Here is a 26,543-nt window from a genome sequence, read left to right as displayed (position 1 = left end):
CTCGACATCCCGCGGCCGCGCCCGGACGTGTCCCAGAGCATCACCCGGCTCGGGACGACCGCCACGATCAGGCTGCGCCTGGTCTGAACACCTGGCCTAGTCGTGCTTCGGAAGCAACTGCTCGTCGACCACCCATTTCAGTGCCGCGGTCAGCTTGTCCTGCAGGGGATATTTCTGCAGATGTGAGCCGAGCCCGGCGAAGTACGTGTGCTGCTTCTTCGCCTCGTCATACGAGTCGCGTGTGTGGCGGGCGAGGGCCACCGGCGGGATGACTCCCGCGGTCTTCCACGAACTCGGTGCCGTGGCCATCCACTCCGCGGCTTTCTGCGCGGCCGATGACTCATCCGACGCTGCCCCGCCGAACGGCAGCACCGGGTAGGCGATGGTGCTGAACCGGATGTAGGGGAGTCCGAGTGAGACCACCAGGCCCGCCGTGCCCGCTCCCTCGAACAGCGAGGGCAGGGTGGCCTCCGCGTACATGAGGTCGAACACGTCCTGCGGCAGTCCGTCCAGGCTGAGGACCAGGACCTCGTCCGCCTGTAGATTCCCGATCGCCTCGGAGATCGCCGTGGCGTCCCGCTCGGCCTGCCTCACGATGACCTTCGCCTTTTCGTGAGCGTGCAGATATTTGCGGGTGAAGTCACGGACCGCACGATCGTCCTGATCATTCTCCTCGAATCTGGTCTTGACGGCAGTCCACGTCTGGTCTTGCAGGCCGCGCAGGAGAAGGATGACCGCCCCCTTCTTGAATTGCGGTTCGTCCTCCTGAAGGACGCGGATCATTCCGGCCAGATTGAAGAGGGCCACTGTGACGGGAGGTGAGTTACGGGCGGCGGACGTCCCATCGGCGATCCCGTACACCGGACAGAAGAGCCGCCTCTCGCGCACTCCTTCGAGCACCGCCTTGGCCGCCGCCACGGCCTCCCTCTTCCCCGGAATCTCGAGGAGAGCCTTCCAGGCCGCATCGGACAGTTGCGGTCTGGGACGCCGGTAGAACATGTACTCGAAATTCTGTTGCTTCAGTTTTTCACCGAGGAAGAATGTCTTGTTGCCCGGGACGATGTGGACAAAACTGTTGATCTTCGTCGTCTCGGTCTCCCAGGTGAACGGCTGGACGGCGATGACGACCGTGGATTTCAAGGCCGCGATCTCCTCGTCGAGGAAGGGCGGCCTCTTCGCGCCATCGGAGTCGCTCGGCGGGTCTGGGTCGACGGGCTGCCGCTTCTTCTTCAACTCCTCGAACACGGTCAGCTTGGGTGCGGGCGTGTAGTCCCAGCCGCCACTGATGGCCAGTCTGGCCTGTCCGGACACACGCTCCAAGGCCACCACGCTGACCGGGACGGTCCTTCCTCCGCTGGATACGTCCACCGACTGCGGGAGGGCGCCCTCGCCCAGTTGCGGCAGCAGCTTCCTCAGCTTCTCCAAGGTCTCTTCCGAGTAGTAGACGATCTCCGCCCGCTTGATGATCCCGAGAGCGATGAAGCGCTTGAGGAACTGCAGAGTGGAAGCCTGGTGCCCGAAGTTCGCCCCATGTGGCATATAGAAACGCGGCGCCGTGTCTCCGAGGTAGCCCTCCAGTGCTTTATAGACCTTCTCGACTTCGGGATCGTTCTGTCCGTAGCCGGAATCGATCACCTGCTCGGTGGAGAGTTCCATTTGTGTACCCCTTCCTCGCCGTGCCTGACGTGCCCAGGCTCATTGACTGGATTGCGAATCGGTCGCTTCTTAAGTGACCCTAGCTCGCGCTTTCGCGGCTGTCCCGCCGGGCAAGCTGGCCAGGCGTGGCCATCTCGCGTTGGCTACCGCCTGGTATCGGATTGGCCCCGGAGAAGAAGATTCGCTTCCTCTAGATCGATATTCGCGAGTGATCTTTATGTGTCCGCGAGGGCCGTCCCGCTCGGTCAATGCCGACCACTGATCCGCTTATTGTCCTGGCAATGAAGGGGACGCAGTCACCGAGCAAGCAAGGCTGTGGCGCCTGTGCTCCGGCATGTCTCCCCACCCCGCCGGCGGATCGTGGTCGTGCAGGAGCAAGAGGCGCTCTATCATCGCGCCTGCCCGCTCGCCACGCACCGCGAGTAGCTTCACCACCTCTTGGACGCCATGCGTCTCCCGTCGGTTGAGCCTCGGCATCATCCCCTGGGCCTGGGAGCGCGACGTCGGCGGGTTCGGCGTGTGGCTGGACGAGACGTTCCTGATCAGCGATGACCGGCTTGTGACCGTCGAGTTGGTCAGCGGCTACCTGTCGATCATGACCCCCGAGGAGGCCGGCGGTTACCTGCGGGCGTGGGAACGCATGGTCGCACTGGCCGTGTACGGCGATCAGGCGGTCGCACTGATCCGGGGCGCGTTGGCCGCGCTGGACGAGTACGAGGACCAGTAGCGGAGGGTCAGCGGGCCGGCTTGTAGTCGGAGTGGTCGACGGCGCGGTTCCAGACCTGTTCAAACGGAGACTCACGCGATGCCGGTCAGGTCGTCAAGAACATGCGTACTGAACGCGCGCCATAACACCGTGTACCGCCGGGGGAGGGAAACCTGCCGCGTGGGAGGTCAGGCCGGGGCGAAGGTTCCGTTCTTGATGGCGTCCAGGAGAGCGGCCCACTGGACGCCGTCGCACATCAGCACGGGGCCGTCAGGGTTCTTGGAGTCACGGACGGCCACCCCGCCGTCCCCCGAAGCGACCTCCACGCAGTCCGCATTGGAGCCGCTGTGGCTGCTCGTACGCCAGATGCGGGCGACCTCAACGCAGGCTGCATTAGAACCGCTGTGAGCGCTCTTCCGCCACCGGGCGCCCGCCAGCTCCGGCCTGCTCATCCCGGTCTCCCTCACTCTCGATCGTGCTCTCGTGCGAGGCGCGCAACGAAATCGATCGACTCCGCCAGGCTCATCGCCATCTCTGTCAGCGTATCCGCCTGCTGCCGGAAGAAGGCGACATGTGCCGGTTCCTCCAGGAAGAGGCCTGAAAGCTTGTGATCCAGATACACCACTGGCTTGGCCCGAGCGAAGTCCATGACGATGAAGGGGCCGTCCAACCCGGGATGCCCGCCGAGCGTAAAGGGCAACACCCGGAGCGTGACGTTCGGCTCTTCGGCTGCTTCGGTGAGCCGCCGTAGTTGGCGGGCCATGGTGCGTGAGCTGCCGAGGGCCCGGCGCAGTGCCATCTCGTCGACGATCGCGTGCAGGGTGGGTGGCTCGTCCCTGCTGAGGATGGCCTGGCGCCCCATCCGGGCGACTACCCGGACCTCGACCTCCGGCTCCGGTACGTCGCAGCTTTTCATGACCGCGCGGGTGTAGTCCGGGGTTTGGAGCAGCCCGGGAATCACCAGTGGTTGGACCTCGATGATCTGCGTTGCCGTGGCCTCCAGCTGGATCAGTGTCCGCGACTCGTCTGACAGTCCGCCGTTGGTCTCCCACCAGCCGGGATTGTTCGCGCGCTCGGCCGTGGACAGGAGTCGGCTGCGTTCCTCACCGGTGACCCCATAGACGACGAGCAGCGAGGCGACGTCCTCGACCTTGATGCCCTGCTTGCCGTTCTCGATGCGAGAGATCTTCGATACCTGCCAGCCGAGCTGGCCCGCGACCTTCCGTCCGCTGAGTTGCCTAGCCTTGCGCAACTCACGCAACTCAGCGCCAAGACCTCTGACGCCTACAGTGCTCTGCCTCAGGCTGGACATCCCCATCTCCTCGTTCGCTGTGGATGCGTGCTCGGCGAGCTCATCATGCCAACCAGGGCTACCGGATGTGGGCGAATCAGTGGCGTTCATCGTCACACTGTGTTTCACTTCGACTACTCTACAAATTTGCTTGTGTTGCTCGATCAACGGAGGCGGGCGCATGGACGCGAGTCAAAGGTCAACGGGACTGGGCATGTCGGCGATCTTCGGGGACGAGAGGGCGCTCATGGCTGAGCTCACGGAGATGTCCGTGGAGTTCGCGCCGCGCAGGTTCGCGCTGTGCGAGGTGTGGGCGGAGGACGAGGACGCCGGGGTCGTCGGATGGGGCATGGCCTTCGACGACGAGACCCTGCTCTACCTGCCCCATACCAGGGTCTTTGGCAGGTCGTCCTCCGCTCAGACGGCCCTCAGCCGGTTCACGCGGGGCGGCGGCGGGCGGCTGGTGTGGATCGACGCCGAGAACGAAGGCCACTGATCCGCTCTTGGCCGCCCCGCGCGGCTCACGCGATCAGGTGACCGGGGCGAGGATCGCTCGGGCGGCCGCTGCGCCCTGGGCGGCCACGCCTGGGATGCCGGAGGTGATGAACGGGCCGTCCCCGGCGAGGTCGCCCACGATGTGCAGGCGCGGGGCGGCCGGGACCACGCCGCCGGAGGGGTGCGGTGTCGCCAGGCCCTTGGCGACGAGGGAGTTGACCAAGGCCACTGCGGCTTGCGGGATCGCGTGCGGTGGAGGGTTCACGGCGTTGATGACCAGGTCGGCGGTCCTCGTGGTTCCCTCCGCGTCGACATGGAACCTTCCGTTCCTGCGCTCGATGCTGTTCACCCCTCCGACGGGGTCCAGTTGGCCGGAGTCGAACAGTCGCAGCAGCCGTGCGGCGTTCACCGGCACCATCGGCGAGGCGAGGCTGGTGGCGGTACGGAAATGCGCGCGCAGACGGTTCTTGTCGTGGTCGGCGAGGAGTCGCCAGGCGTACGGGCCCACGGTGTGCGAGGTCTCCTGGAGGACGCGACGGCCGATCTCCGGCGCGTCGACTGCCTCGACCTGGCGCCGCAGCCGCTGGACGGGGTCCTCGGTCCGCGCCGCCCGCAGATCGGCAAGGAGTGCGTCGAGATCCTCCCCGGCGTCCGCCAGTTCGGCGCGCAGCAGCCTGGCCAGCCAGTCGAGTGTGATCTCACCATGGGCCTTGACCCGTTCGGTGGTTACGTGCCGGGGCCGGTGGGCGCGCGGCCGCTGCCAGACGTGGGGGAGCATGCCGGTCCGCGACACCATGCTGATCCGTCCGGTGTGCCCCCGCGCCGCGAGCGACACGACGACGTCTACGGCGGTCAGGCCGCTGCCGATCACGGCCACATCGCTGCCCGGTGTCATGCCGTCCAGCGTCCGCGCCAGCGGGTAGGGGTCGCCCACGAACCCGGGCGTGCCCTCCAGCCCGTAGTGGTCGTGGGGACGGCCGCTGCCCACGCACAGTGCGACCTGGTCGGCGACATGCCTGCTCCCGTCTTCGGTATGCAGGGTCAGGCGGCCGGCGGACCGCGCCAGGCCGACCACCGAGGCGGCGGCGACTTCCACCCGCTGGCCGCGTTCGCGTAGCTCCGCGACCGCTTTTTCGGCCGTGTGCTCCAGGTATTCGCCGTAGAGGGCGCGCGGGACGAGCGGCTGCCCGAAACGTTGGTCCAGGTACGCCTCGCCCCGCGTCCCGAGCCAGGCGCTGTAGTGACCGGGGTCTCCGTGGCGGATCGACATGATGGCGGGCGGGACGTTGACCAGCACCGAGTCCAGGTCCGGCCCGTAGGGGCGGCCCCGCCACCGGTCGGGGGACGGCTCGAACACCGTGATCGATCCTTGCGCCTGGGCGGCACCGGCCAAAGCGTCCAGCAGCCCGACCGCGGCCGCGCCGCCGCCGATGATTGCGATATCCATGCCCCAAGCCTCGGCACCGGCGCGGGGCAAGCCCATCCCCTCGCTGCGGGCGATCGTCGTGGAGTGACCCCCTCAGTTGGGGGGTTGGCGCGAAGAAGACGGCCGCGCAAGCTGGGGGAGACGACGGGGAGGACCTCATGGGCGGTCTCGAGGTGCCGGAGGGCACCGACGCCGGCGATCTCTTCGGGCGGGCCTCGGCGCGGCTGCGGCGGGTGGTGCCGTTCGACGCGGCCGTGTGGGCGGCCACCGATCCCGAGACCGGGCTCATCACGGCGCCGATGCTGGTGGAGGATCTGGGCGACCGCGAACGCTGCGCGGACTACTGGGAGAGCGAGCTGCTGGAGGAGAACGTCGTCCCGTTCCGGGATCTCGCCCACGCCTCGGTCCCCGCGGCCGGGCTGCGTGCTGTGACCGGGAATCTGCCCGGACGCAGCGCACGCTTCCGCAGGCTGCTGCAGGGCCAGGGCGTCCATGACGAGCTGCGCGCCGTGTTCCGTGCGGGCGGCCGTCCCTGGGGTGTGGCCAGCCTGTTCCGTACGGAGCCGGGCGGCCCCTTCGTTCAGGACGAGGTCGCCCTTGTCGCCGGCTTCTCAGCTCCGATGGCGGCGCGGCTGCGGCGCTTCGCACGCTTGTCGGGGCCGCAGGCTCTGCCGGACGCTCCCGCCCCGGGGCTGGTGCTGTTCGACTCGTCCGGCACGGCCATCTCGATCAACGACGAGGCCCGCGAGTACCTGGCCCGCCTTCCCCGCGGGCCCTCGGTGCCGTCCCCGCTCGGCGTACGGCTGCCGATCTGGATCATCGGTACCGCGCTCCAGGCCCGGGCGATCGCACGGGGGCGCGACCACGGCGGAGCCCGCGTGCGCATCAGGACCGTCGAGGGCCGGTGGCTGGTCTGCCACGCCTCGAACCTGACCGGGCCGGACGGGCGGGCCGGGACGGTGGCGCTGGTGATCGAGCCGGCGGCGGCGTCCGACCTGGCGGTGATCGTCGCCGAGGCCCACGAGCTGACACCGCGCGAGCTGGAGATCGCCCAGCACGTCGCGTACGGCCTGCCCACCGGCGAGATCGCCGCACGGCTGTTCATCTCGCCGCACACCGTCCGCGGCCATCTGAAGGCGATCTTCCAGAAGACGGGAGTGTCCAGCAGGGGCGAGCTGGTCGCCCGGCTTTTCGCCGAGCACTACTGGCCGCGCGCCCGCCGGAATGAACGGCCGTGATGACCGGGGCGCCTTTCGCCCGCCATTCGCAGCGTGCGGACGAGATTTCGCGGCCGTCGGTAATAATTTGACCGGCGTGCGTGCCGGGCGGAAAAAGGCTTCCTATTGAGAATTCCGGGCCGGGCGGCGGGTTATTCACCGCGCCGCCCGGCCCGCGCTCAGCGGACCTCGATGAACATGTCCGGGCTCCGCGGCGGCCGCTGCCGCGGCGGAGCCGCCGCGTGACCGATCCCCACCGCGCCCATCGGATCCCATTCGTCCGGCAGGTCCAGGACGTCCCGCACCACGTCGGGGCAGAACATCGTGCTCGACACCCAGCACGAGCCCAGCCCCTCCACGGCCAGCGCGACCAGCAGGTTCTGCACACCCGCGCCGGCCGCGACCACGAACATCTCGCGCTCGGCCCCGGCCCGGCGCGGGTCCGGGTAGTCGTGCGCGCCGTCCGCGACCAGGAACGGCACCACCAGGTAGGGGGCGCGGCGCAGCGGCTCGCCGCGGCGCAGCCGCTTGGTGATCGACTCCTTGGAGAAGCCGTCGCGGCGCAGGTCGGCCTCCCACGCGTCGCGCATGGCGTCCAGCAGCCGGGTCCGCGATTCCGCCGACTCCAGGAGCACGAACCGCCACGGCGTGGTGTGGTGCGGCGCGGGCGCGGTGATCGCGGCGGCGACCGCCCGCCGGACCGCCGCGCCGTCCACCGGATCGGCGGTGAACTCGCGGATCGTGCGGCGCGCGTGCAGCACCTCGGCCGCCCCGAACCGGAACATGTCCTCCTCCGGTGGTCGCACCAGCTCGCGCGCCCCCGGCCCGTCGTCCGCGGTGACCAGGGCGCCCAGCCCGCGCACCACCGCCACCGGGACGCCGTCCAGCTTGCCCTTGACCAGCTCGGCGGCCGAGGCGATCTCGTCCGCGACGGCCGTGATCGTGGCGTCCAGCCGGTTGCCGAAGGCGTCGTCCCGGCCGCGCAGGTCGTGCAGCGGCGCGAGCCCGGCCGCGCCGATCGCCGCGTCGGTGAGGCCCATCCGCCACGGCCGGCCCAGTGTGTCGGACACGATCACGGCGACGTTCAGCCCGGTGCGCTCGCGCACCCCGGCGCGGATCCGGCGGGCCGAGGCGTCCGGGTCCTCGGGCAGCAGCAGCACCGTGCCGGGAGCGGTGTTGGACGCGTCCACCCCGGCCGCGGCCAGCACCAGGCCCTGCCGGGTCTCCACGATCCGCGTCTCGCCGCGCGCGTGCTCTCGGCGCGCCACCACCCGCACCGTCTCGGCGTCGATCGCCTTCTCCCGGTCGGCGGCGACCAGCACCCGGCCCTCCGCCTTGCTGACGATCTTGGACGTGACGACCAGGACGTCGCCCTCCGCCAGCACGTCACCGGGCAGCAGCGCCGCGATGTCGGCGCCTTCGGACACCTCGGGCAGCCCGGGGATCCCGAAGACCCGCAATTCCTCCGGCGCGCTCACGAGAGCTCCCCGGCCAGGTCGAGGGCGGCCCGCGCGATGGCGGCGGTGGCGTCGGGGTCGCTCATCAGCAGCGGCCGGGACCGCACCTCGATCCCGTCGACGCCTGTCGCGGCGACGGCCGCGTCGGCCTCGTCCACCAGCCAGCCGTCCAGCAACCCGGCGCCGTAGTGCGCGGCCACCGCGCGGGCGGAGGTCTCCACTCCGATCGCGGTCAGGCACGCGTCGGCCATCCCGCGTACCGGCGCGTCCCCGATGATCGGAGAGACGCCGACCACGGTCTTGGCCGCGACCGCCTCCCGGATGCCGGGGACGGCCAGGATCGTCCCGATGCTCACCACCGGGTTGGACGGCGGGAACAGCACCGCGTCGGCCTCCTCGACCGCCTCCAGCACCCCCGGAGCGGGCTTGGCGTCGTCGGCGCCGACCGCCGCGATCGACACGGCCGGCAGCGCGGCGCGCGTCCGCACCCACCACTCCTGGAAGTGGATCGCCCGCCGGCCGTGCTCGGGATCGTCCACCACGACATGCGTCTCGACCTGGTCGTCGGTCATCGGGATCAGCCGCACCCCCGGCTTCCACCGGTCGCACAGCGCCGCGGTGACCGCCGACAGCGGGTAGCCGGCCTCCAGCATCTGCGTCCGCACGATGTGCGTCGCGAAGTCCCGGTCGCCCAGCCCGAACCAGCTGGGCCCCACCCCGTAGGCGAGCAGTTCCTCCTTCACCGTGAACGTCTCGCCGGCGCGGCCCCAGCCCTGCTCCTCGTTGATGCCGCCGCCGAGGGTGTACATCACGGTGTCCAGGTCAGGGCAGACGCGCAGGCCGAACAGGGAGATGTCGTCTCCCGTGTTGCCGATCACGGTGATTTCGGCCTCCGGCTCGGCTCGCAGCAGCCCCCGTAGGAACCGCGCCCCGCCGATGCCTCCGGCCAATGTCACGATCTTCATGCAGTGCATCCCGTTCGACTCACGCTGTGTCACCTGCCACCCGCTACCCGTTCGCCGCTCAGCCTATGGCGCCCCAGGACACGACCCCGCCGCCGCGGTGCTCCGGCCGGGAAGTGGGGAGGACCGGGGGAGGGGCAGAGACGTCGGGGGCCGGGATGTGCAAAGCTTTGAGCAGGGAATCCCATTGACTGCTTCGGGAGAGATGACGCCGTGAACAAGGAAGCCGTCCAGCGCCTGCGCGAACCGGCCGCCTGGGTATTGCTCGCCTCGGCGGGGGTGCAATTGTTCGCCGGGATCATCGCTCTGTTCGTCGGCGGCGGTGACAACTCGGGAGGGTTCAAGTACCGCGCGTTCGCCGAGATCACCGAGGGTTTCTTCACCCAGGTCGCCGTGGCCGGGCTGCTCGCGCTGGCGGTGGCCCTGGCGGTCCTCGGCCCGGCGCCGACCCGGCAGGCGCGCAACATCGTCATGGGCGCGCTGGGCGTGCTCGGCGGGATCGCGCTGTTCGCCGTGATCTGCTGGCTCAGCTCCCTGCTGGTGGAGTCGCAGTACGCCGGCGGCGGGATGAAGCTGTCGGTCTTCCTGTACGGCGCCGGCAGGCTCGCCGTCATCGGGGTCACCGGCTGGTTCATCTTCACGGTGTTCCAGGCCATGCAGCCCGCGCGGCCGCAGGGCCAGGCGCAGATGCCGCAGGGCGGCTACCCCGGCTACCAGCCGGGACAGCAGCAGTTCGGCCAGCCGCAGGCGCCGCAGCAGCAGTTCGGGCAGCCCCAGCAGCAGTTCGGGCAACCGCAGCAGCCGTACCAGCAGCCCCCGCAGCAGCAGCCGCAACCGGGCTACGGCCAGCAGTTCGGCCAGCCCCAGCAGCCCCCGCAGGACTACCAGCCTCCGCAGCCCGGCCAGCCCGGCGCCACCCAGCCCGCGCCCGGCCAGCCCGGACAGCAGCAGTACGGCCAGGGCGGCTACCAGCAGCCCGGCGCGGAGGAGGAGGTCGGCGACTGGACCCGCGCGTACGGCGGCCCGGGCTCCGACCAGGGGCACGGCCAGCCCGGCGGCGCCCAGGGCGAGCGGCGCGACGACGAGGGCGGCGACTGGTACCGCGACAACCGCCCGCCGCAGTGACCGGCCCGCGCCCGTCCCTCTGACGGTCCCGGATCGACCCAACGACTGGACCCGACGGCCGAACAACGGACGCTCCTTGACCGGACCTTTGGACGGCCGCAACGGTCGGGCGCCCGGTTGACCCCACGGACGGCCCACGAGCGGTCCAAGACCTTCCCAGTGACCGGTCCGCGACCCGCTCGCGATCGGTACGGTGTTCGCTCGGTGTTCGCGGTGTGCCGCCGATGATCGTACGCATGTTCCCGGCGTTTAACTGATCTCCGGTCAAAGCCGCTCTCGGTCATACCGCGAATAACCATCTTTGTCCTCCCGGAAACTTGTTCCGCTTGACGGAGCGGGCGCTACACGCGTGTAATTTCGTGGGTGTAGTTCTATGCCTTCTCGGGGGATGGAGCTGTAGGGAAGGCATTGACCAGGGGGCTCCACGGGCTAGGAGGTGCGCTGTGAGCGAGGTAGTGATCCCGCTGGCGCACGGCACAGACGGTGAAGAGTTGGGCTGGCAGGAGCGCGCGCTGTGCGCGCAGACGGACCCGGAGGCTTTCTTTCCGGAGAAGGGCGGCTCCACTCGCGAGGCCAAGAAGGTGTGCCGCGCATGCGAGGTACGGGCGGAGTGCTTGGAGTACGCGCTCCAGCACGATGAACGCTTCGGCATCTGGGGCGGTCTTTCCGAACGGGAGCGCCGCAAGCTGAAGCGCCAGGCCGTCTGAGCGGTCCGGCGGCGCGCGTCGCCGGACGCTGAAGGAGCGGCCCGCCGGTTCCAAAAGGGCATCGGATCTGGGGGGATCCGGCGCACGACGGAGCCGCCGAGCGTACAGTTGTCAGCCGTGCCGGCCGCTAAGGCCGGCACGGCTGACGGCTTTCCATCCCGTCCCCCCCGCCCCCGCCCGACCGGCCCGGCCGGTCCCGACCCGCCGCAGGAACCCCACAGGAACCCCACAGATCGAGCGGACCCTTGTCGCCCACACTCGATCGCCATGTCGTCACGGCGGTCCTCGTCGCCCATGACGGCGCGCGATGGCTCCCCCAGACGCTGAAGGCGCTGCTGACACAGACCCGCCCGGTGCAACGCCTCGTCGCCGCGGACACCGGAAGCCGGGACCGCGGTCCCGCCGTCCTCACCGAGGTCGTCGGCCCCGGCAACATGGTCACCCTGGCCCGCACCACCGGGTACGGGGAGGCCGTCGACGAGGCGCTCCGGCACCCGGCGGCGTCGCTGCCCGTGCCGCCCCCCGACGGCGTCCCCGACGAGGGCCGCACCGAGTGGATCTGGCTGCTGCACGACGACTCCGCGCCCGCCCAGGACGCGCTCGCCCAGCTGCTGCGGGTCGCCGACGGCGATCCCAACGCCGCCGTGCTCGGCGCCAAGCTCCGCGACTGGGACGACCGGCGCACGCTGCGCGAGCTCGGCGTTGCCATGGACGGAGCCGGCCGCCGCTGGACCGGCCTGGACCACCGCGAGTTCGACCAGGGCCAGCACGACGGCCTGCGCGATGTGATGGCGGTGTCCAGCGCCGGGATGCTGGTGCGCCGGGACGTGTGGGAGCGGCTGGGCGGCTTCGACGCCGAGTTCGGCCTCTTCCGCGACGACATGGACTTCTGCTGGCGGGCGCACGCCGCCGGGCACCGCGTGGTCGTGGTCAGCGACGCGGTGCTCCACCACGCCGAGGCGTCCTGGCGCGGGATCCGCGAGACCGGCGTCATCGGCGGGTCCCGGCGCCGCCGTGACCGCCGCAACGCGCTCTACACGCTGCTGGCCAACCAGCCGATGCCCGCGATGCTGCGGTCGCTGCTGCGCAACGTCTGGACCACCCTTCTCCGCGTCCTGTTCTTGCTGGTGGTCAAACGTCCCGACGCCGCCCGCGACGAGCTGGCCGCGCTCGGCGACGTGCTGAGCCGGCCGGGCCGGATGCGGCGTGCCCGGGCCGCGCGGGCGGACGGCCGCAAGCGCGTCCACCGCAGCATGCGGCGCTTCCAGCCGCGCGGGCTCGCCCTCCGCCGCTTCGCCGAGGCGGTCGGCACCCGGTTCGCCGCGCGCGGGGGCCGCCGCCACGACGCCGACGACGAGCCGCCCCGCGACGAGGGCCCCGGCCTGACCCGGCGCCTCCTGGCCCGTCCCGGGGTGGTGGTCGTGCTCGCGCTGGCCGCGGTGGCCGTGGCCGCCGAGCGCTCGCTGATCACCGCGGCGGGGCGGCTGGGCGGCGGCGCGCTGGTCCCGGCGTGGGGCGGCGCGAGCGACCTGTGGGCCCAGTACCTCTCCGGCTGGCACCCCGTCGGGCTCGGCTCCGACGCCGGCAGCCCGCCGTACGTGGCCGTGCTGGCCGCGCTGTCCACGCTGCTGCTCGGCAAGCCGTGGCTGGTGGTCTCGATCCTGCTGCTGGGCAGCGTGCCGCTGGCCGGGCTGACCGCCTACCACGCCTCCAGGACGCTGGTCGTGGCGGCGCCGCGGACCGGCCGCCGGGCCGTGGCGCACGGCCCGCGGATCCCCGTCTGGGCGGTGCGGATGTGGTTCGCCGCCTGCTACGCGCTGCTGCCCGCCGCCACCGGCGCGATCGCGAACGGGCGGCTCGGCACCGCCGTGGTGATCGTCCTGCTGCCGCTGATCGCGATCCAGGCGGCCCGGATGTTCGGACTGCCGCGCTCGGCCGCGCGCCGCCCGGCCGCGCACCGCACCGAATCACACCGCACCGAATCACACCGGGCCGATCCGCGCCGTACCGGGCGGGCCGCCTGGACGGTCGCCCTGCTCCTCACGGTCGCGATGGCGTTCGTCCCGCTGACCTGGCTGCTGGCCCTCGTCGCCGGCGTCGTGTCATGGAACCTGCTGGGCGGCGCGGCCGGGCTCGCCGGCCGGCTCGCGGGCGGCCGCGGCCGCCGCCACCTCACCATCGCGCTGGCCGTCCCGCCGCTGCTGCTCCTGCCCTGGACGCTCGGGCTGCTCCGGCATCCGTCCAGGTTCCTGCTGGAGGCGGGCCCGCACGCCCCTGTCACCCCGGTCGCCACCGCGCGCGACCTCCTGTCCCTCGACCCCGGCGGCCCCGGCACCCCGGCCCGCTGGACGCTGTACGGCCTGCTGCTGGTCGCGGTGTGCGCGCTGCCGCTGCGCAGCCGCCGCACCACCGTGCTGGCCGGCTGGATGCTGGCGATCTTCGGGCTGCTGGTCGCGATCCTGGCGGGCATGGCGACCGTCACCAAGGGCGCCGACCGGGCCGCGGTGTGGCCGGGCGTGGCGCTGGTCTTCGCCGGCGCCGGGGTGCTGCTGGCCGCCACCGCCGCCGTGCAGCGCGCCGTGGACGTCCTGGCCGGACGGCACCTCACGTACCGGATCGCCGGAGCGATGGTCGTGCTGGCCGCCCTGACCGCGCCGGTCCTGGCCGCCGCCGGCTGGATCACCGGGGGCGCCGGGGGCCCGCTCGGGCGCACCGACCCCGACGCCGTCCCCGCGTTCGTGAACGGCTCCGCCGGGGAGCGCACCCTGGTCATGCGCCGCGAGCCCACCGGACGCGTCGCCTACACGGTGCTGCGCGGCGCCGAGCCGATGCTGGGCGAGTCCGAGACCCCGGTGAACGACGACGCGCGCCGCCGCATGGACGACCTGGTCGCCGGGCTCGCCGGCGGGCGCGCCGGGGACGGCGGGGCCCTCACCCGGATGGGCGTTCGGTACGTCCTGGTGCCGCGTCCCGCCCGCGACGACTTGACCCGCGTCCTGGACGCCACCCCGGAGCTGGCGCGGCTCAGCCGCACCGACTCCTTCGGCGTGTGGCGGCTGCAGTCGCCCGCCGGGCGGCTGATGCTGCTGGACGGCCAGACCGCCACCCCGCTCGACCTGGGGCCGGGCCGGACCGACGCCGCCGTGCGGATCCCGGCCGGCCGCGCCACCCGCACCCTGCTGCTGGCCGAGCCCGCCGACGGCGGCTGGCGCGCCGCGCTGGACGGCCGCGACGTCAAGGCCCGCACGCTGGACGGCTGGGCGCAGGCGTACGAGATCCCGCCCGCGGGCGGCCGCTTCGAGCTGTCGCGCAGCATGTGGACGCGGCACGGCTGGGTGGCCGTCCAGGGGCTGGCGGTGCTGATGGTCGCGGTTCTGGCGCTGCCCGGGGCTCGTCCGGAGGCATGGGAGGCGGCCGCGGGACGGGCCGGGAGCCGCGGCCGCACCCGCGGGCGCCGGGCCCGGTCCGCCGCGGGGGGCCTCGCCCGCCGTGCCGCCGCGGGAGCCGAGCGCCGCACCGGCGCGCTGCGCGCCCGCGTCCGGCCCGCGGACGAGGAGCCGCAGATCAAGGACGAGCCGGCGGCCGAGGATCCCGCGGCCGAGGAACCCGAGAAGCCCGCGGCGACGGTGCCCGAGGAGCGCGCGTGAACCTGGACCGGATCGTCCGCCTCCTCGGGCTCCGCTATGCCACCGCCGCGCTCGTGCTGCTCGCGCTGGCCGCCCTGTACGGGGCCGCGTCCCTGACGCGCCCCGACGACCGGGCCACGGCCAAGGAGGCCGGCAGGACCGACCCCGTCCGATCGGCGGTCGCGGTCTGCCCGGGCCGCGAGGGTGGCAGGCTCACCGTCCAGAGCGCCGGGTCCGGCCGCAAGGGAGGCCGCGCCGACGTCCTCCAGGCCCCTGAGGGCACCGGCATCGGCTCCCTCACCACGCCCGGCACCGGCTGGACCAAGGACCTGGACACGGCCAAGGACTCCTACACCGTGTGGGCCCGCGGCGCCCTGGCCTCCGGTCTGGAGGCCGAGCAGACCACCCACTGGCCCGAGGGCAAGGACAGGGGGCTCGCAGGGGTGCGGTGCGCGCGTCCCGGCACCGACCTGTGGTTCCTGGGCCCCGGGCCCGTCGCGGCCGAGAGCATCGACCTGCATCTCACCAACGTGGACGCCCAGCCCGCCACCGTGGACGTCACGGCCCTCTCCGGAGAAGGCCCCCTCGACACCTCCGACGGCCGCGGCACCCCGATCCCGCCGTACGGCACCAAGGTCGTGGCGCTCGGCAAGTCCCCCGAAGGGCTCGGCGAGATCGTCCGGACCGCCGCCGACCTCGGGCTGCGCGTCCGCTCCACCACCGGCCGGGTCGCCGCGTCCATCCGGGTGCGGATCGCCGACGGCAAGGGCATCGAGTGGCTGCCGCTCGCGCCCCGCCCGGCCGCGTCGCTGCTGGTCCCGGGCGTCCCTGGCGGCGAGGGTCGGCGCCGGCTGCTGGTCGCCGTGCCCGGCGAGGAGGACGCCGGCGTCAAGATCCAGGTCATCACCCCGGACGGCGCGTTCGCCCCCCAGGGCCAGGACACCCTCGACGCCCCCGCAGGCACGGTCACCACCCTCGACCTCGACCGCGCGCTGTCCGGCAAGCCCGCCGCGGTACGGCTGGTCGCCGACCGCCCGATCCTGGCCGGGTACGCCGCCGAGCGCGGCCGCGACGTCGCCTACGGCACCGCCACGCCCGCCCTCGCGAGCGGCGGCGTCGGCATCGTCTCCGACAACCGGTTCGACTCCACGCTCTCCCTCACCGCACCGGGCGGCGCCGCCAACGTGCGGGTCACCCCGATCGGCCCGCAGGGACCCGGCACCCCGCAGGACGTGTCCGTCCCGTCCGACCGCACCATGGAGGTCAAGCTGAAGGCCCCCAGCGGGGGTGAGCAGGGCTACGGCGCGCTGATCCAGCCCCGGCCCGGCTCCGGGCCCGTGCACGCCGCACGGATCCAGTCCACGGGCAAGGACGCCGACCTGCTCTTCACCGCCCTCCCCGTAGCACCGGCCGTCACAGCGCAGCGCCTGCCAGGCGTCGGCGACTCGCAGAGCGCACTGATCCCGTAAAAGGGGCCTCAAGTAACGCGCGAGCGCGCTACCTGGCCGGTGGGGCGATGCCGGAGGCGAGCGTCACCGACAGATCGCGAAGCGATGTCGCGCTCGCTCCAAGCACGGTCAGGGTGCGAGCCGCCAGGCGAGCACCCTGGGCCGGGGTTGCAATAAATACAGCCTCATTCGTCGGGGGAGTCGTAGCTGGGGTCGACGGATTCGGGGGACAGGCCCAGCAGGTCGGCGATCTCCTCCACCAGCAGGTCGCGGACCAGCCGGCCGGTCTCCCGCTCGCCCGCGGCACGGGCCTCCACCGGACGGCGGAAGATCACGATGCGCACCGGGGGGCCCTCCGTGCCCGGCCGGGTCTGGGCGAGGGGCACCGGCCCGTCGAACCAGGGTTCGACCGGCGGCACCTCCTCGACCGCGAACTCGACCCTGGCCAGCTCGCGCCCCCACCGCCGGCCCAGCCGGCGGACCTCGTCGCGGACGAGGTCGTCGAAGCGCTCCGCCCGGGTGCGGGAGAACGGCGCCTGCGCGGGCGCCAGCGGACCGCGGAGGCCGCGACCGTGCCGATCGCGGCGTCGTACGCCTGCCACACGGGATCGCACGCCGTCCACATTACCTCTCCCGGCCCATCCGGCGGTCCGGCCTCGCCGGTTCCGGGTGTCGCGACCCATTGCGGCGCCGGGGCCACGGAATGTGATCGTTGCAAAGGAAATACGCCGGTAACGGCGACACGTGCACGCCGGTGGTGGCGGACGCGGCGGCAGCGGGGTACGGTCGGCCATCGTGAGCCCCGTCCGCACCTGCTCCCGCACCGCCTGCAAGGCGCCCGCAGTCTTCACGCTCACGTACGTCTACCGCGACTCGACGGCGGTCCTGGGACCCCTCGCCACGTATGCCGAGCCGCACTGCTACGACCTGTGCGCGGAGCACTCCGAGCGGCTCACCGCGCCCATGGGCTGGGAACTGGTCCGGCTTCCCGTCGAGGAGGAGACCGAGCCCAGCGCGGACGATCTCGAAGCCCTCGCCGACGCCGTCCGGGAGGCCGCCAAGCCCGCCCCCGGCGGCCAGGAGCCGGTGGGGCAGGGCACCGAGGTGGGCCGGCGCGGGCACCTGCGGGTGCTGCGCTCCGAACCCGCCGGGACGCAGCCCGCCCAGGAGTGACCTGCGTGCGCGTCCGCCGCCCGTTTCTGCGAGGATATCCACAGCCCCTCGTGAAGGGCCCGGCCTCCGGCTCGTCCCGGTAGGCTCGGGGCTTCGCAGAATCGCACGGCGTCCGCGATGAAAAGGGAGCAGGAGTGGGCGACCTCGCCAAGATCTTCAAGGCGTACGACATCCGCGGCGTGGTGCCGGATGAGCTCGACGAGACGACCGCCGAGGCGATCGGCGCGGCCTTCGTCCGGGTGACCGGGGCCACCGCCGTCGTCACCGCCCATGACATGCGGGCCTCATCCGGCCCGCTGTCTGCCGCGTTCGCGCGCGGTGCGACCGCCCAGGGGGCCGACGTGGTGGAGGCCGGCCTCGGCTCCACCGACATGCTCTACTACGCCAGCGGCGTGCTCGACCTGCCCGGCGCGATGTTCACCGCCAGCCACAACCCGGCCCGGTACAACGGCCTGAAGCTGTGCCGCACCGGCGCCAGGCCGATCGGCCGCGACACCGGCCTCGGCGAGATCCGCGACCTGGTCGAGAAGGGCGTCCCCGGCTACGACGGCGAGCCGGGCACCGTCTCCCAGCGCGATCTGCTCGGGGGCTACGCCGAGCACCTCAAGACCCTGGTCGACCTTTCCGGCATCCGCCGGCTCAAGGTGGCCGTCGACGCGGGCAACGGCATGGGCGGCCACACCGTCCCGGTGGTGTTCGAGGGCCTGCCGATCGACCTGGTGCCGCTGTACTTCGAGCTCGACGGCACCTTCCCCAACCACGAGGCCAACCCGATCGAGCCGGAGAACCTGCGCGACCTGCAGGCCAAGGTCCGCGAGACCGGCGCCGACATCGGCCTGGCCTTCGACGGCGACGCCGACCGCTGCTTCGTGGTCGACGAGCGGGGCGAGATCGTGTCCCCGTCGGCGGTCACCGCGCTGGTGGCGGTGCGGGAGCTGGCCAAGCACCCGGGCTCCGCGATCGTGCACAACCTGATCACGTCCAAGGCGGTGCCGGAGATCGTCGCCGAGCACGGCGGCAGCCCGATCCGCACCCGGGTGGGGCACTCCTTCATCAAGCAGACGATGGCCGAGACCGGCGCGGTGTTCGGCGGCGAGCACTCGGCGCACTTCTACTTCCGCGACTTCTGGTTCGCCGACTCGGGGATGCTGGCCGCGCTGCACGTGCTGGCCGCCCTCGGCGAGCAGGCCCGGCCGCTCTCGCGGCTGCTGGCGGAGTACTCCCGGTACGCCGCCTCCGGCGAGATCAACAGCGAGGTGACCGACCAGGCCGCCGCGGCGGCGCAGGTCCGCGCCGCCTTCGAGGCGCGTCCCGGGGTCACCGTCGACGAACTCGACGGGCTCACCGTGGGCACCGACGACTGGTGGTTCAACCTGCGCCCCTCCAACACCGAGCCGCTGCTGCGCCTCAACGTGGAGGCCGCCGACGAGCAGACCATGGCCGCGACCCGTGACGAGGTCCTGGCCATCGTGAGGGGGAAGTGAGCATGAAGCTGGACGGCTGGCTGCTGGAGATCCTGGCCTGCCCCAACTGCGGTGGTGAGCTGCGCGCCGAGGACGCCGACTCCGAGCTGGTCTGCACCGGTTCCTGCGGCTATGCCTACCCGGTTCGCGACGACATCCCGGTCCTCCTGGTCGACGAGGCCAGGACCCCCACCCCATGAGCCGCCGGGCGGCATGGTGAACGAGGGCGTCGACTCCGGCCGGCTGGACGACCCGGAGGCGATCGAGGCCGCCGACCCCGGGGGCATGCTGCGCCAGGTCGCCTCGTCCGCGGCGCAGATCCGGGAGGCGCGGCGGCTGGCCGCCGAGGCGGGCGTGGCCGGGCTGGCCGACGAGGGCCGCCCGCGGGCGATCGTGGTGACCGGCATGGGCGGCTCGGGCATCTCCGGCGACGTCCTGGCCGCCATCTGCGGTGTCGGCTGCCCGGTGCCGATCGTGACCGTCCGGGGCTACCGGCTGCCCGGCTGGGTGGGCGCGGCCGACGTGGTGATGGCCGTCTCGTGCTCGGGAGGCACCGAGGAGACCCTGGCCGTGGCGGCGGAGGCGGCCAGGCGCGGCTGCCGGATGGTGTTCGTGGGCGGGGCCGATTCGCCGCTGTCGGCGCTGGCCGAGCGCACCCGCGGGCTGTTCGTCCCGGTGCGTTCGGTGGGCCAGCCGAGGGCGACGCTGTGGGGGCTGACCGTCCCGCTGCTGCTGGCCGCCCGGGCGCTGGGGCTGGCCGACGTGCGCGACGAGGTACTGGAATCGGCCGCCGAACGGCTGGAGGACATCGCGCACCGGTGCCGTCCGGCCAGCGAGTCGTTCGTCAACCCGGCCAAGCGGGCCGCGCTCGACCTGATGGGCGACATGCCGCTGGTGTGGGGCACCTCGGAACTCGCGGGCACGGCGGCGTACCGGTTCTGCTGCCAGCTCAACGAGAACGCCAAGTACCCCGGCGTCTACGGCGAGCTGCCGGAGGCCGGGCACAACCAGGTGGTGGCGTTCGACGGTTACTTCGCACGGTCCGCGGCCGACCCCGACGACTTCTTCCGCGACCGGACCGACGACGCCGAACACGGGCTCCACCTGGTGGTGCTGCGCGATACCGACGAGCATCCGCAGGTCGGCAAGCGCCGTGAGGTCGGGGTGGAGCTCGCGAGGGCGCGCGGTGTGTCGGTCACCGAGATCGCGGCCGAGGGCGACCATCCGCTGGAGAGAATCGCGACAATGATCGCGCTAGCGGACTACATCACGGTTTACTTGGCTATCGCGCTGGGAGCCGACCCGACGCCGGTGTCGGCCATCAAAGAGCTCAAGGCAAGGATTGCGGATACATGAGTGCTGAGGGCGGAACCAAGGCGATCGTCGCCGCACTGGCCGCGAACCTCGGGATCGCGGTGTCGAAGTTCGTCGCGTTCGTGTTCACGGGGTCGTCGTCGATGCTGGCCGAGTCGATCCACTCGGTGGCCGACTCGGGGAACCAGGGACTGCTGCTGATCGGCCGGAAGCGGTCCGAGCGCACACGTACGCCGCAGCACCCCTTCGGCTACGGCCGCGAGCGCTATTTCTACGCGTTCGTGGTCGCGGTCGTCCTGTTCACGGTCGGTGCCGCGTTCTCGCTCTACGAGGGCATCCACAAGATCTCCGACCCGCACGAGGTCGAGTCGCCAGGCTGGGCCTTCGGCGTGCTGATCGCCGCGATCGTCATGGAGACCTTCTCGTTCCGCACCGCGATCGTGGAGTCCAACCGGATCCGGGGCGACAAGTCGTGGTGGCAGTTCATCCGCCGCGCCAAGGCGCCCGAGCTGCCGGTGGTGCTGCTGGAGGACCTCGGCGCCCTGGTCGGCCTGATCCTGGCGCTGTTCGGCGTCACCATGGCCGTGGTCACCCACGACGGCGTCTGGGACGGCATCGGCACGGTCTCCATCGGCGTCCTGCTGGCCGTGATCGCGATCGTGCTGGCCGTCGAGACCAAGAGCCTGCTGATCGGCGAGGGCGCGGACCCCGAGGTCGAGCAGCGGATCCTGGAGGCGCTGGAGTCGGTCGACGAGGTCGACCACGTCATGCACATCCGGACCCAGTTCATCGGGCCGGAGGAGATGCTGATCGCCGCCAAGATCGCGGTGAATCACGACGACACGGCCGCCGAGGTGGCCCGCGGCATCGACGCGGCCGAGGCCAAGGTCCGCGCCCAGTTCCCAGAGGCCCGCCTGATCTACCTGGAGCCGGCCCTGGACGAGGCCGACCGCAAGAACGCCGCGGAAACCTCCCCCTCCGCCTGACCCTCACCCACGCGGCCCCCGAACCCTGAGAAAGCTGCCAGGTGTTCGGGGGCGGCTTTCTCAGGGTCTTGGAAGCCTCGGGCCGTAGGAGCAGAGCCCTCCAGCGTTGCAGGGCCCGTCACATCGCTGCCCCCCGAGAAAGCTCCGGGTTTTCGGGGCCAGCTTTTTTACAGCAGAGACGCTGCACGGCCCCCGAAACTCGGGGCCTTTCTCACCGGCCTCGGACGCTTCAGATGCGACGCTTTCGGAGCCACCTGGGGCGAGGCCGACCTGCCCGCGTCGTGCTCGCCCAGGTGTGGGGGCGGCGGTGCGTGGACGGGGCGGACCAGTCCTGGCGGCTGGGACGTCTATTCGTGCGGCCTCCCACAGCGTTCGGAGGCTGGGGCTTAGGGCCTGTCTCGGAGGACCTCAGGTACCGCGCGAGCGCGCTACCTGGCCGGTGGGGCGATGCCGGAGGCGAGCGTTGCCGGGCAGATCGCGAAGCGATGTCGCGCTCGCCCAGGCTCGGTCAGGGTGCGAGCCGCTAGGCGAGCAACCTGGGCCGAGCTTGAAATAAACACAGGCTTCCCCGCCGATCGGCCGTTGTACCGGTCGACCCCAGCCCAGGCTTGACCGGCCGTGCCTCTGCGAAGCACTCCGCACGGTCGATCGGCGAGGCGCCTTCCCATGCTCCCCGCCCGGACCCCTGAAGCCGGGCGGTTCTGGTGTGACCGCGGCGGCTCCGCCGAACCCCCTATGTCAGCGGCGCCACCGGATCGGTCACGATGAAGACATTACGTGCCCGCCGGTTCGCCACACGTCCCCCCTGAGGAGGGAAATGATGTCGTCCTCGAGGGGGATACAGGTCGGGCGCATAACACCGCACGGTGAGGTGACAACCGGCGGGGACCGGTCAGTATTGATGGGTGACCAGCGACGACCACTCCCAGACCGCCCCGTCCCATGACCGGGAGACGCCGGCCGGGTTCGGGCCGGCGCTCGCCCACCATGCGTGGCGGCTGTCCGGCCGGATCGTGGCGGGCGTGGGACAGCTGCTGCTGTGGATCCTCACCGGGATCGGCCGGCTGCTCAGCCCGATCGGGGCGCGGATCGCCGCCAAGCTGACCGGCCGCCGCACCGGCGACGGGCACCCCCGGACGGCCACGACGACCGCGCCGCTGCCCCGGTGGATCAACGCCTGGAGCGAGTTCGGCCGGTCGTGGTACTTCGCGCCCCTCACCGGCCTCGCGCTGACGGTCGCCGCGCTGGCCGAGCTGGCACCCCGGGTGGCGTCCCCGCTGAGCGTGGCGGGCGGCTTCGCGGTGGCCTCGACGCTGCCGCTGGTGTGGCGCAGGGAGAACCTGCGTCCCGTCGCCGCCGTGGCGCTCGGCGCGTTCGCCGGCAGCCTCCTCACCGGCCAGACCCTGCTGGTGACGACCGCCTTCGCCGCTCTGTACACGCTGTACGCGCTCGCCCGGCAACTGTCCCGGCAGTCCGCCGGGGCGCTGGCGGTGGGCGGCCTGGTGGTCATCGCCGTGGTCTACGTGGCCACCGGCACCCTCGGCGACATCCCCTGGCCCGCCGCCGTCGTCGCCGTGCTGGCCGCCGTGGGGCTGGGCGACGCGCGCCGCGTGGTCGAGACCGCCGGACGCACCAGCGCCGAGGCCGACGAGCGCACCAGCGAGACCCTCACCAGGCTCACCGCCGTCCAGCGCGAGCAGGCGGTCATGCGCGAGCGCGCCCGGATCGCCCGCGAGCTGCACGACGTGGTCGCGCACTCGGTCTCGATGATCGCGGTGCAGGCGGAGACCGCCCCGTACACCATGCGGAACCTCTCGCCCGAGGCCCGGGACGGCTACACCGAGATCGCCAAGACGGCCCGCGAGGCGCTGGTGGAGATGCGGCGGCTGCTGAGCGTGCTGCGCGCCGACGCCAAGTCGGAGCCCGAGTCGGCGCCCCAGCCGCGCCTCGACCGGTTGCCCGAGCTGGTCGAGCAGCATCGCGGCGCGGGCGGACGGGTCGACATGCAGGTGCTGGGCGACCCGCGGGAGCTGTCCACGACGGTGGAGCTGTCGGCGTACCGGATCGTCCAGGAGGCGCTCACGAACGCGCGGCGGCATGCGCCCGGCGCGGGGGTCCGGGTGGAGCTGGCCTACCTGCCCGACCGGCTCGCGGTACGGGTCCGCGACGACGGGGCGTCCGCGCCGACCATGGTCCTGAACCGCGACGGGGCGCCGTCTCGTACAGCGGTACTGGATCCCTCGGGCGCCGGAACCGGCCAGAGTGGGCATACCCGGCTGGAAACCGCCTCTTCCGGCGAACCAGGCGGTGGACACGGCCTCGTGGGGATGCGGGAACGTGCGACCATGCTGGGCGGACGGTTCTCCGCCGGCCCGGCCACCGAGGGCGGGTTCGTGGTGGAGGCCGAGCTTCCGCTGACCAGGGAGGAGACCCCCACCCGTGACCCCGGTTCCCAGGCGCCCGGCCGCCTCTGACCACGGACGGCGGTCCGGCGAGCGCGGCGGGGGGTCGGCGTGATCAAGGTAGTGATCGTCGACGACCAGACGATCGTGCGGGCCGGGTTCGCCGCGCTGCTGGACGCCCAGCCCGACATCTCGGTCGTCGGGGAGGCGGGCGACGGCCGGGAGGCGGTCCGGCTGGCCGAGTCCCGCCGTCCGGACGTGGTGGTCATGGACATCCGGATGCCCGGCATGGACGGCATCGAGGCCACCCGCCGGATCCTCGCGCAACCGGGCACCGACGGCGTCCGCGTCCTGGTCCTGACGACGTTCGACGTGGACGAGTACGTCTACGAGGCCTTGGCCGTGGGCGCGAGCGGTTTCCTGCTCAAGGACGCCACCGCCGACGAGCTCGTCTCGGCCGTGCGCGTGGTGGCCCGCGGCGATTCGCTGCTGGCCCCGCAGGTGACCGGCCGCCTGATCCGCGAGTTCACCAAGCAGCGCCGCAACCGTCCGCAGGCCCCGTCCGAGCTGGCCACGCTGACGGCCCGGGAGACCGAGGTGCTGGTCCTCATCGCGGGCGGCCTCTCCAACGCCGAGATCGCCGCACGGCTGGTGGTGAGCGAACACACGGTGAAGACCCATGTGGCGCGCGTCTTCACCAAGCTGGGCCTGCGCGACCGGGCCCAGGCCGTGATGCTCGCGTACGAATCAGGCGTGGTCGTCCCAGGCGAGGGGCGCTGACCCGGAAGCCACACCCAAGGCACCGCGCACACACCCGTCGGAGCCTCCTGGAGACCGGATGTGTCACCGGAGTCTTCTGGTGGGCGCGGTGCCAGCCGCCCTGAAGGCGCCGCTGGCAGGTTCATCTGGCGCGCCTTGTCGGAGTGCCCGGGGTGGATGTGTCACCGGTCCTGGGGTGTCGCTGGTCGGCGAACCTGGCGGACGTGCCGGAGTCCTCAGGTGGGCGGGCGTCTGCCGTCCTGGAGGTGCTGGCAGGTACGTCTGGCGCTCCTCGTCATCTGGTCCGTCCTGGGCGGAAGGCGCCTCCGCGCATTAGGCGTTGCGCCTTCTCCTGCTCGAAGTCCAGGGCTCTTGTGGGTGGGGCGGAGAGTCTGCCGATGCGTTCGCCCAGTTCCCGTACGCGGGCCTGGACCTCGGGTTCGGCCAGGACGCGGAGGCCGAAGGCCAGTTCGGCGGGGCCGATGTCGTAGCGCTTCTCGAGGGCCAGGGCCAGGGCGACGGCGCGGAGTTCGGCGTCGCCGAAGCGGCGGTGGCCGCCCGCGGCGCGGCTGCGGGAGCCGGCCGCGGTCTCCCGGGTGGCGGGGAGGAGGCCGAGGCTCTCCCGGTAGCGGAGCATGCGGGGCGAGGTGCCGAGCCGCCGGGCGGCCTCCGTGATGCGCATGGGACGATTCTGACAAATCCCTGTCAGAAAGTCAGGGCCGACCGTGCCTTCGACACGAGGGCGGGCCTAGACTCGCGTGCAGACCCGGCCCCACCCGAGCGACGACGGTGGTGCGGCGGGCGCCGACCCCAGTGGAGACAGGGAGTTACACAAGCATGGATTACAAGGTCGCCGACCTGTCGCTGGCCGACTTCGGGCGCCGGGAGATCCGGCTCGCCGAGCACGAGATGCCCGGCCTGATGGCCATTCGCGAGGAGTACGCCGAGGCCAGGCCGCTGCGCGGGGCCAAGATCATGGGCTCGCTGCACATGACGATCCAGACCGCCGTGCTGATCGAGACGCTGGTGGAGCTCGGCGCCGACGTGCGCTGGGTGTCCTGCAACATCTTCTCCACCCAGGACCACGCCGCCGCGGCCGTCGTCGTCGGCAAGGACGGCACCGCCGAAGCCCCCAAGGGCGTACCGGTGTTCGCCTGGAAGGGCGAGACGCTGGAGGAGTACTGGTGGTGCACCGACCAGGCCCTCCAGTGGCCTGACGGCAGCGGCCCGAACATGATCCTGGACGACGGCGGCGACGCCACGCTGCTGGTGCACAAGGGCGCCGAGTACGAGAAGGCGGGGGCCGTCCCGGCCGCGACCGAGGACGACCCCGAGGAGTGGGGCATCATCCTCGAGACGCTGCGCCGCACCATCGACGAGAAGCCGGGCCGCTGGACCGAGGCCGCGGCCGCGATCAAGGGCGTGACCGAGGAGACCACCACCGGCGTGCACCGTCTCTACGAGATGGCCAAGGAAGGCAAGCTGGCCTTCCCGGCGATCAACGTCAACGACTCGGTGACCAAGTCCAAGTTCGACAACAAGTACGGCTGCCGGCACAGCGTGATCGACGGCCTGAACCGCGCCACCGACGTGCTGATCGGCGGCAAGGTCGCGGTGGTCTGCGGTTACGGCGACGTGGGCAAGGGTTGCGCGGAGGCGCTGCGCGGCCAGGGCGCGCGGGTGGTCGTGACCGAGATCGACCCGATTTGCGCGCTGCAGGCGGCGATGGACGGCTTCCAGGTGACGGTGCTGGAGGACGTGGTCGGCAAGGCCGACATCTTCGTCAGCACCACCGGCAACTTCAACATCATCACCGCCGAGCACATGGCGGCGATGAAGCACCAGGCGATCGTGTCCAACATCGGGCACTTCGACAACGAGATCGACATGGCCGGGCTGGCCAAGACCCCGGGCATCGTGAAGACCGAGATCAAGCCGCAGGTGCACGAGTGGCGGTTCCCGGACGGGCACACCATCCTGGTGCTGGCCGAGGGCCGGCTGATGAACCTGGGCTGCGCGACCGGGCACCCCTCGTTCGTGATGTCCAACTCCTTCACCAACCAGGTCATCGCGCAGATCGAGCTGTTCACCAAGACCGAGGAGTACCCGGTCGGGGTGTACGTGCTGCCCAAGCACCTGGACGAGAAGGTGGCCCGGCTGCACCTCGACGCGCTCGGCGTGAAGCTGACCGAGCTGACCAAGGAGCAGGCCGACTACATCGGCGTGCACGTCGAGGGCCCGTACAAGCCGGACCACTACCGGTACTGAGTTCATTGTCGCCCTTGGCGTCGGGCGTTGAACGCCCTCCTTTGGCGGGCGACGCGCGATCG

23 protein-coding genes are annotated in these 26,543 nt (G+C 71.8%); 15 read left to right on the top strand and 8 right to left on the bottom strand.

What is annotated here, in order from left to right; genetic code table 11:
* Nucleotides 1-96: 96 nt before the first annotated feature.
* On the bottom strand, nucleotides 97-1,656 hold the full coding sequence (locus ABD340_RS20345) for a hypothetical protein (protein WP_344590660.1): 1,560 nt from the start codon (nucleotides 1,654-1,656) through the stop codon (nucleotides 97-99).
* Nucleotides 1,657-2,119: 463 nt separating this feature from the next.
* Here ABD340_RS20345 and ABD340_RS20340 point away from each other — a divergent pair, with 463 nt between their 5' ends.
* The gene (locus ABD340_RS20340; RefSeq protein WP_344590659.1) at nucleotides 2,120-2,383 is read left to right on the top strand and encodes a hypothetical protein; all 264 of its coding nucleotides are present in this window, start codon (nucleotides 2,120-2,122) and stop codon (nucleotides 2,381-2,383) included.
* Nucleotides 2,384-2,550: 167 nt separating this feature from the next.
* Here ABD340_RS20340 and ABD340_RS20335 read toward each other — a convergent pair whose 3' ends face one another.
* Together ABD340_RS20335 and ABD340_RS20330 are read right to left on the bottom strand one after the other, a co-directional pair.
* Nucleotides 2,551-2,814: a DUF397 domain-containing protein gene (locus ABD340_RS20335; protein ID WP_344590657.1), complete on the bottom strand. Its 264-nt coding sequence runs from the start codon at nucleotides 2,812-2,814 to the stop codon at nucleotides 2,551-2,553.
* Nucleotides 2,815-2,825: 11 nt separating this feature from the next.
* The gene (locus ABD340_RS20330; RefSeq protein WP_344590656.1) at nucleotides 2,826-3,764 is read right to left on the bottom strand and encodes a helix-turn-helix domain-containing protein; all 939 of its coding nucleotides are present in this window, start codon (nucleotides 3,762-3,764) and stop codon (nucleotides 2,826-2,828) included.
* A gap of 136 nt (nucleotides 3,765-3,900) precedes the next feature.
* Between ABD340_RS20330 and ABD340_RS20325 the strand changes: the two genes are divergently transcribed.
* Complete coding sequence (locus ABD340_RS20325; protein ID WP_344590655.1) at nucleotides 3,901-4,149, top strand: hypothetical protein; 249 nt, start codon at nucleotides 3,901-3,903, stop codon at nucleotides 4,147-4,149.
* A 33-nt stretch (nucleotides 4,150-4,182) separates the two neighbouring features.
* Here the strand turns inward: ABD340_RS20325 and ABD340_RS20320 are convergent, their stop codons facing one another.
* Entirely contained in the window at nucleotides 4,183-5,595 is a 1,413-nt protein-coding gene (locus tag ABD340_RS20320) for an FAD/NAD(P)-binding protein (RefSeq protein WP_344590654.1), read from the bottom strand.
* Between the two features lie 137 nt (nucleotides 5,596-5,732).
* Between ABD340_RS20320 and ABD340_RS20315 the strand changes: the two genes are divergently transcribed.
* A complete protein-coding gene (locus tag ABD340_RS20315; RefSeq protein WP_344590652.1) occupies nucleotides 5,733-6,812 on the top strand; it encodes a LuxR C-terminal-related transcriptional regulator in 1,080 nt (359 codons plus the stop codon).
* A gap of 158 nt (nucleotides 6,813-6,970) precedes the next feature.
* On the opposite strand, the gene ABD340_RS20310 is transcribed toward ABD340_RS20315, so the two are convergent.
* Together ABD340_RS20310 and cofD are read right to left on the bottom strand one after the other, a co-directional pair.
* The gene (locus ABD340_RS20310) at nucleotides 6,971-8,269 is read right to left on the bottom strand and encodes a coenzyme F420-0:L-glutamate ligase (protein ID WP_344590650.1); all 1,299 of its coding nucleotides are present in this window, start codon (nucleotides 8,267-8,269) and stop codon (nucleotides 6,971-6,973) included.
* Nucleotides 8,266-9,213 (bottom strand): 2-phospho-L-lactate transferase, encoded by a 948-nt coding sequence (gene cofD, locus ABD340_RS20305; protein WP_344590648.1) that lies wholly within the window; start codon nucleotides 9,211-9,213, stop codon nucleotides 8,266-8,268. Before cofD ends, ABD340_RS20310 begins: the two co-directional genes overlap by 4 nt.
* Nucleotides 9,214-9,423: 210 nt before the next feature.
* Here cofD and ABD340_RS20300 point away from each other — a divergent pair, with 210 nt between their 5' ends.
* From ABD340_RS20300 to ABD340_RS20285, 4 genes are all read left to right on the top strand, one after another.
* The gene (locus ABD340_RS20300; RefSeq protein ID WP_344590647.1) at nucleotides 9,424-10,335 is read left to right on the top strand and encodes a hypothetical protein; all 912 of its coding nucleotides are present in this window, start codon (nucleotides 9,424-9,426) and stop codon (nucleotides 10,333-10,335) included.
* Nucleotides 10,336-10,778: 443 nt separating this feature from the next.
* Nucleotides 10,779-11,042, top strand: coding sequence for a WhiB family transcriptional regulator (locus tag ABD340_RS20295; protein ID WP_067487041.1), 264 nt, complete (start codon nucleotides 10,779-10,781; stop codon nucleotides 11,040-11,042).
* 245 nt (nucleotides 11,043-11,287) lie between these two features.
* Nucleotides 11,288-14,689 carry a glycosyltransferase gene (locus ABD340_RS20290; protein ID WP_344590646.1) on the top strand — a complete coding sequence of 1,134 codons (3,402 nt, stop codon included), beginning with the start codon at nucleotides 11,288-11,290 and terminating at the stop codon, nucleotides 14,687-14,689.
* On the top strand, nucleotides 14,686-16,137 hold the full coding sequence (locus tag ABD340_RS20285) for a DUF5719 family protein (RefSeq protein ID WP_344590644.1): 1,452 nt from the start codon (nucleotides 14,686-14,688) through the stop codon (nucleotides 16,135-16,137). Before ABD340_RS20290 ends, ABD340_RS20285 begins: the two co-directional genes overlap by 4 nt.
* 164 nt (nucleotides 16,138-16,301) lie before the next feature.
* Here ABD340_RS20285 and ABD340_RS20280 read toward each other — a convergent pair whose 3' ends face one another.
* A complete protein-coding gene (locus tag ABD340_RS20280; protein ID WP_425547408.1) occupies nucleotides 16,302-16,718 on the bottom strand; it encodes a metallopeptidase family protein in 417 nt (138 codons plus the stop codon).
* A gap of 193 nt (nucleotides 16,719-16,911) precedes the next feature.
* Here ABD340_RS20280 and ABD340_RS20275 point away from each other — a divergent pair, with 193 nt between their 5' ends.
* The 7 genes from ABD340_RS20275 to ABD340_RS20245 all read left to right on the top strand — a co-directional run bounded on the left by ABD340_RS20275 (nucleotide 16,912) and on the right by ABD340_RS20245 (nucleotide 24,234).
* Nucleotides 16,912-17,289, top strand: a complete 378-nt coding sequence (locus ABD340_RS20275; protein WP_344590642.1) for a DUF3499 domain-containing protein — start codon at nucleotides 16,912-16,914, stop codon at nucleotides 17,287-17,289.
* Nucleotides 17,290-17,423: 134 nt separating this feature from the next.
* A complete protein-coding gene (locus tag ABD340_RS20270; protein WP_344590641.1) occupies nucleotides 17,424-18,773 on the top strand; it encodes a phosphomannomutase/phosphoglucomutase in 1,350 nt (449 codons plus the stop codon).
* Entirely contained in the window at nucleotides 18,770-18,952 is a 183-nt protein-coding gene (locus ABD340_RS20265) for a Trm112 family protein (protein WP_425547397.1), read from the top strand. The genes ABD340_RS20270 and ABD340_RS20265 overlap by 4 nt, the downstream gene beginning before the upstream one ends.
* Nucleotides 18,953-18,965: 13 nt before the next feature.
* Nucleotides 18,966-20,108: an SIS domain-containing protein gene (locus ABD340_RS20260; RefSeq protein WP_344590638.1), complete on the top strand. Its 1,143-nt coding sequence runs from the start codon at nucleotides 18,966-18,968 to the stop codon at nucleotides 20,106-20,108.
* Nucleotides 20,105-21,052 (top strand): cation diffusion facilitator family transporter, encoded by a 948-nt coding sequence (locus ABD340_RS20255; RefSeq protein WP_344590636.1) that lies wholly within the window; start codon nucleotides 20,105-20,107, stop codon nucleotides 21,050-21,052. Before ABD340_RS20260 ends, ABD340_RS20255 begins: the two co-directional genes overlap by 4 nt.
* A gap of 905 nt (nucleotides 21,053-21,957) precedes the next feature.
* A complete protein-coding gene (locus ABD340_RS20250; protein ID WP_344590635.1) occupies nucleotides 21,958-23,526 on the top strand; it encodes a sensor histidine kinase in 1,569 nt (522 codons plus the stop codon).
* A gap of 39 nt (nucleotides 23,527-23,565) precedes the next feature.
* Nucleotides 23,566-24,234, top strand: coding sequence for a response regulator (locus ABD340_RS20245; protein ID WP_344590633.1), 669 nt, complete (start codon nucleotides 23,566-23,568; stop codon nucleotides 24,232-24,234).
* A 274-nt stretch (nucleotides 24,235-24,508) separates the two neighbouring features.
* On the opposite strand, the gene ABD340_RS20240 is transcribed toward ABD340_RS20245, so the two are convergent.
* On the bottom strand, nucleotides 24,509-24,895 hold the full coding sequence (locus ABD340_RS20240) for a MerR family DNA-binding transcriptional regulator (protein WP_344590631.1): 387 nt from the start codon (nucleotides 24,893-24,895) through the stop codon (nucleotides 24,509-24,511).
* A gap of 155 nt (nucleotides 24,896-25,050) precedes the next feature.
* On the opposite strand from ABD340_RS20240, the gene ahcY reads away from it, so the two are divergent.
* Entirely contained in the window at nucleotides 25,051-26,481 is a 1,431-nt protein-coding gene (ahcY, locus tag ABD340_RS20235) for an adenosylhomocysteinase (RefSeq protein WP_344590629.1), read from the top strand.
* Nucleotides 26,482-26,543 lie beyond the last annotated feature (62 nt).

It is taken from the genome of Actinomadura vinacea (genome assembly GCF_039532545.1).
In the GTDB taxonomy this organism is placed as follows: Bacteria; Actinomycetota; Actinomycetes; order Streptosporangiales; family Streptosporangiaceae; genus Spirillospora; species Spirillospora vinacea.
This window is presented reverse-complemented; position numbering and strand designations above follow the sequence as displayed.

Bases quoted from the DNA above. Each gene is read 5' to 3' on its own strand.
- ABD340_RS20345 (WP_344590660.1), bottom strand. From the start codon at position 1,656: ATGGAACTCTCCACCGAGCAGGTGATCGATTCCGGCTACGGACAGAAC.
- ABD340_RS20335 (WP_344590657.1), bottom strand. From the start codon at position 2,814: ATGAGCAGGCCGGAGCTGGCGGGCGCCCGGTGGCGGAAGAGCGCTCAC.
- ABD340_RS20330 (WP_344590656.1), bottom strand. From the start codon at position 3,764: ATGAACGCCACTGATTCGCCCACATCCGGTAGCCCTGGTTGGCATGAT.
- ABD340_RS20325 (WP_344590655.1), top strand. From the start codon at position 3,901: ATGGCTGAGCTCACGGAGATGTCCGTGGAGTTCGCGCCGCGCAGGTTC.
- ABD340_RS20320 (WP_344590654.1), bottom strand. From the start codon at position 5,595: ATGGATATCGCAATCATCGGCGGCGGCGCGGCCGCGGTCGGGCTGCTG.
- ABD340_RS20315 (WP_344590652.1), top strand. From the start codon at position 5,733: ATGGGCGGTCTCGAGGTGCCGGAGGGCACCGACGCCGGCGATCTCTTC.
- cofD (WP_344590648.1), bottom strand. From the start codon at position 9,213: ATGAAGATCGTGACATTGGCCGGAGGCATCGGCGGGGCGCGGTTCCTA.
- ABD340_RS20260 (WP_344590638.1), top strand. From the start codon at position 18,966: ATGGTGAACGAGGGCGTCGACTCCGGCCGGCTGGACGACCCGGAGGCG.
- ABD340_RS20255 (WP_344590636.1), top strand. From the start codon at position 20,105: ATGAGTGCTGAGGGCGGAACCAAGGCGATCGTCGCCGCACTGGCCGCG.
- ABD340_RS20240 (WP_344590631.1), bottom strand. From the start codon at position 24,895: ATGCGCATCACGGAGGCCGCCCGGCGGCTCGGCACCTCGCCCCGCATG.
- ahcY (WP_344590629.1), top strand. From the start codon at position 25,051: ATGGATTACAAGGTCGCCGACCTGTCGCTGGCCGACTTCGGGCGCCGG.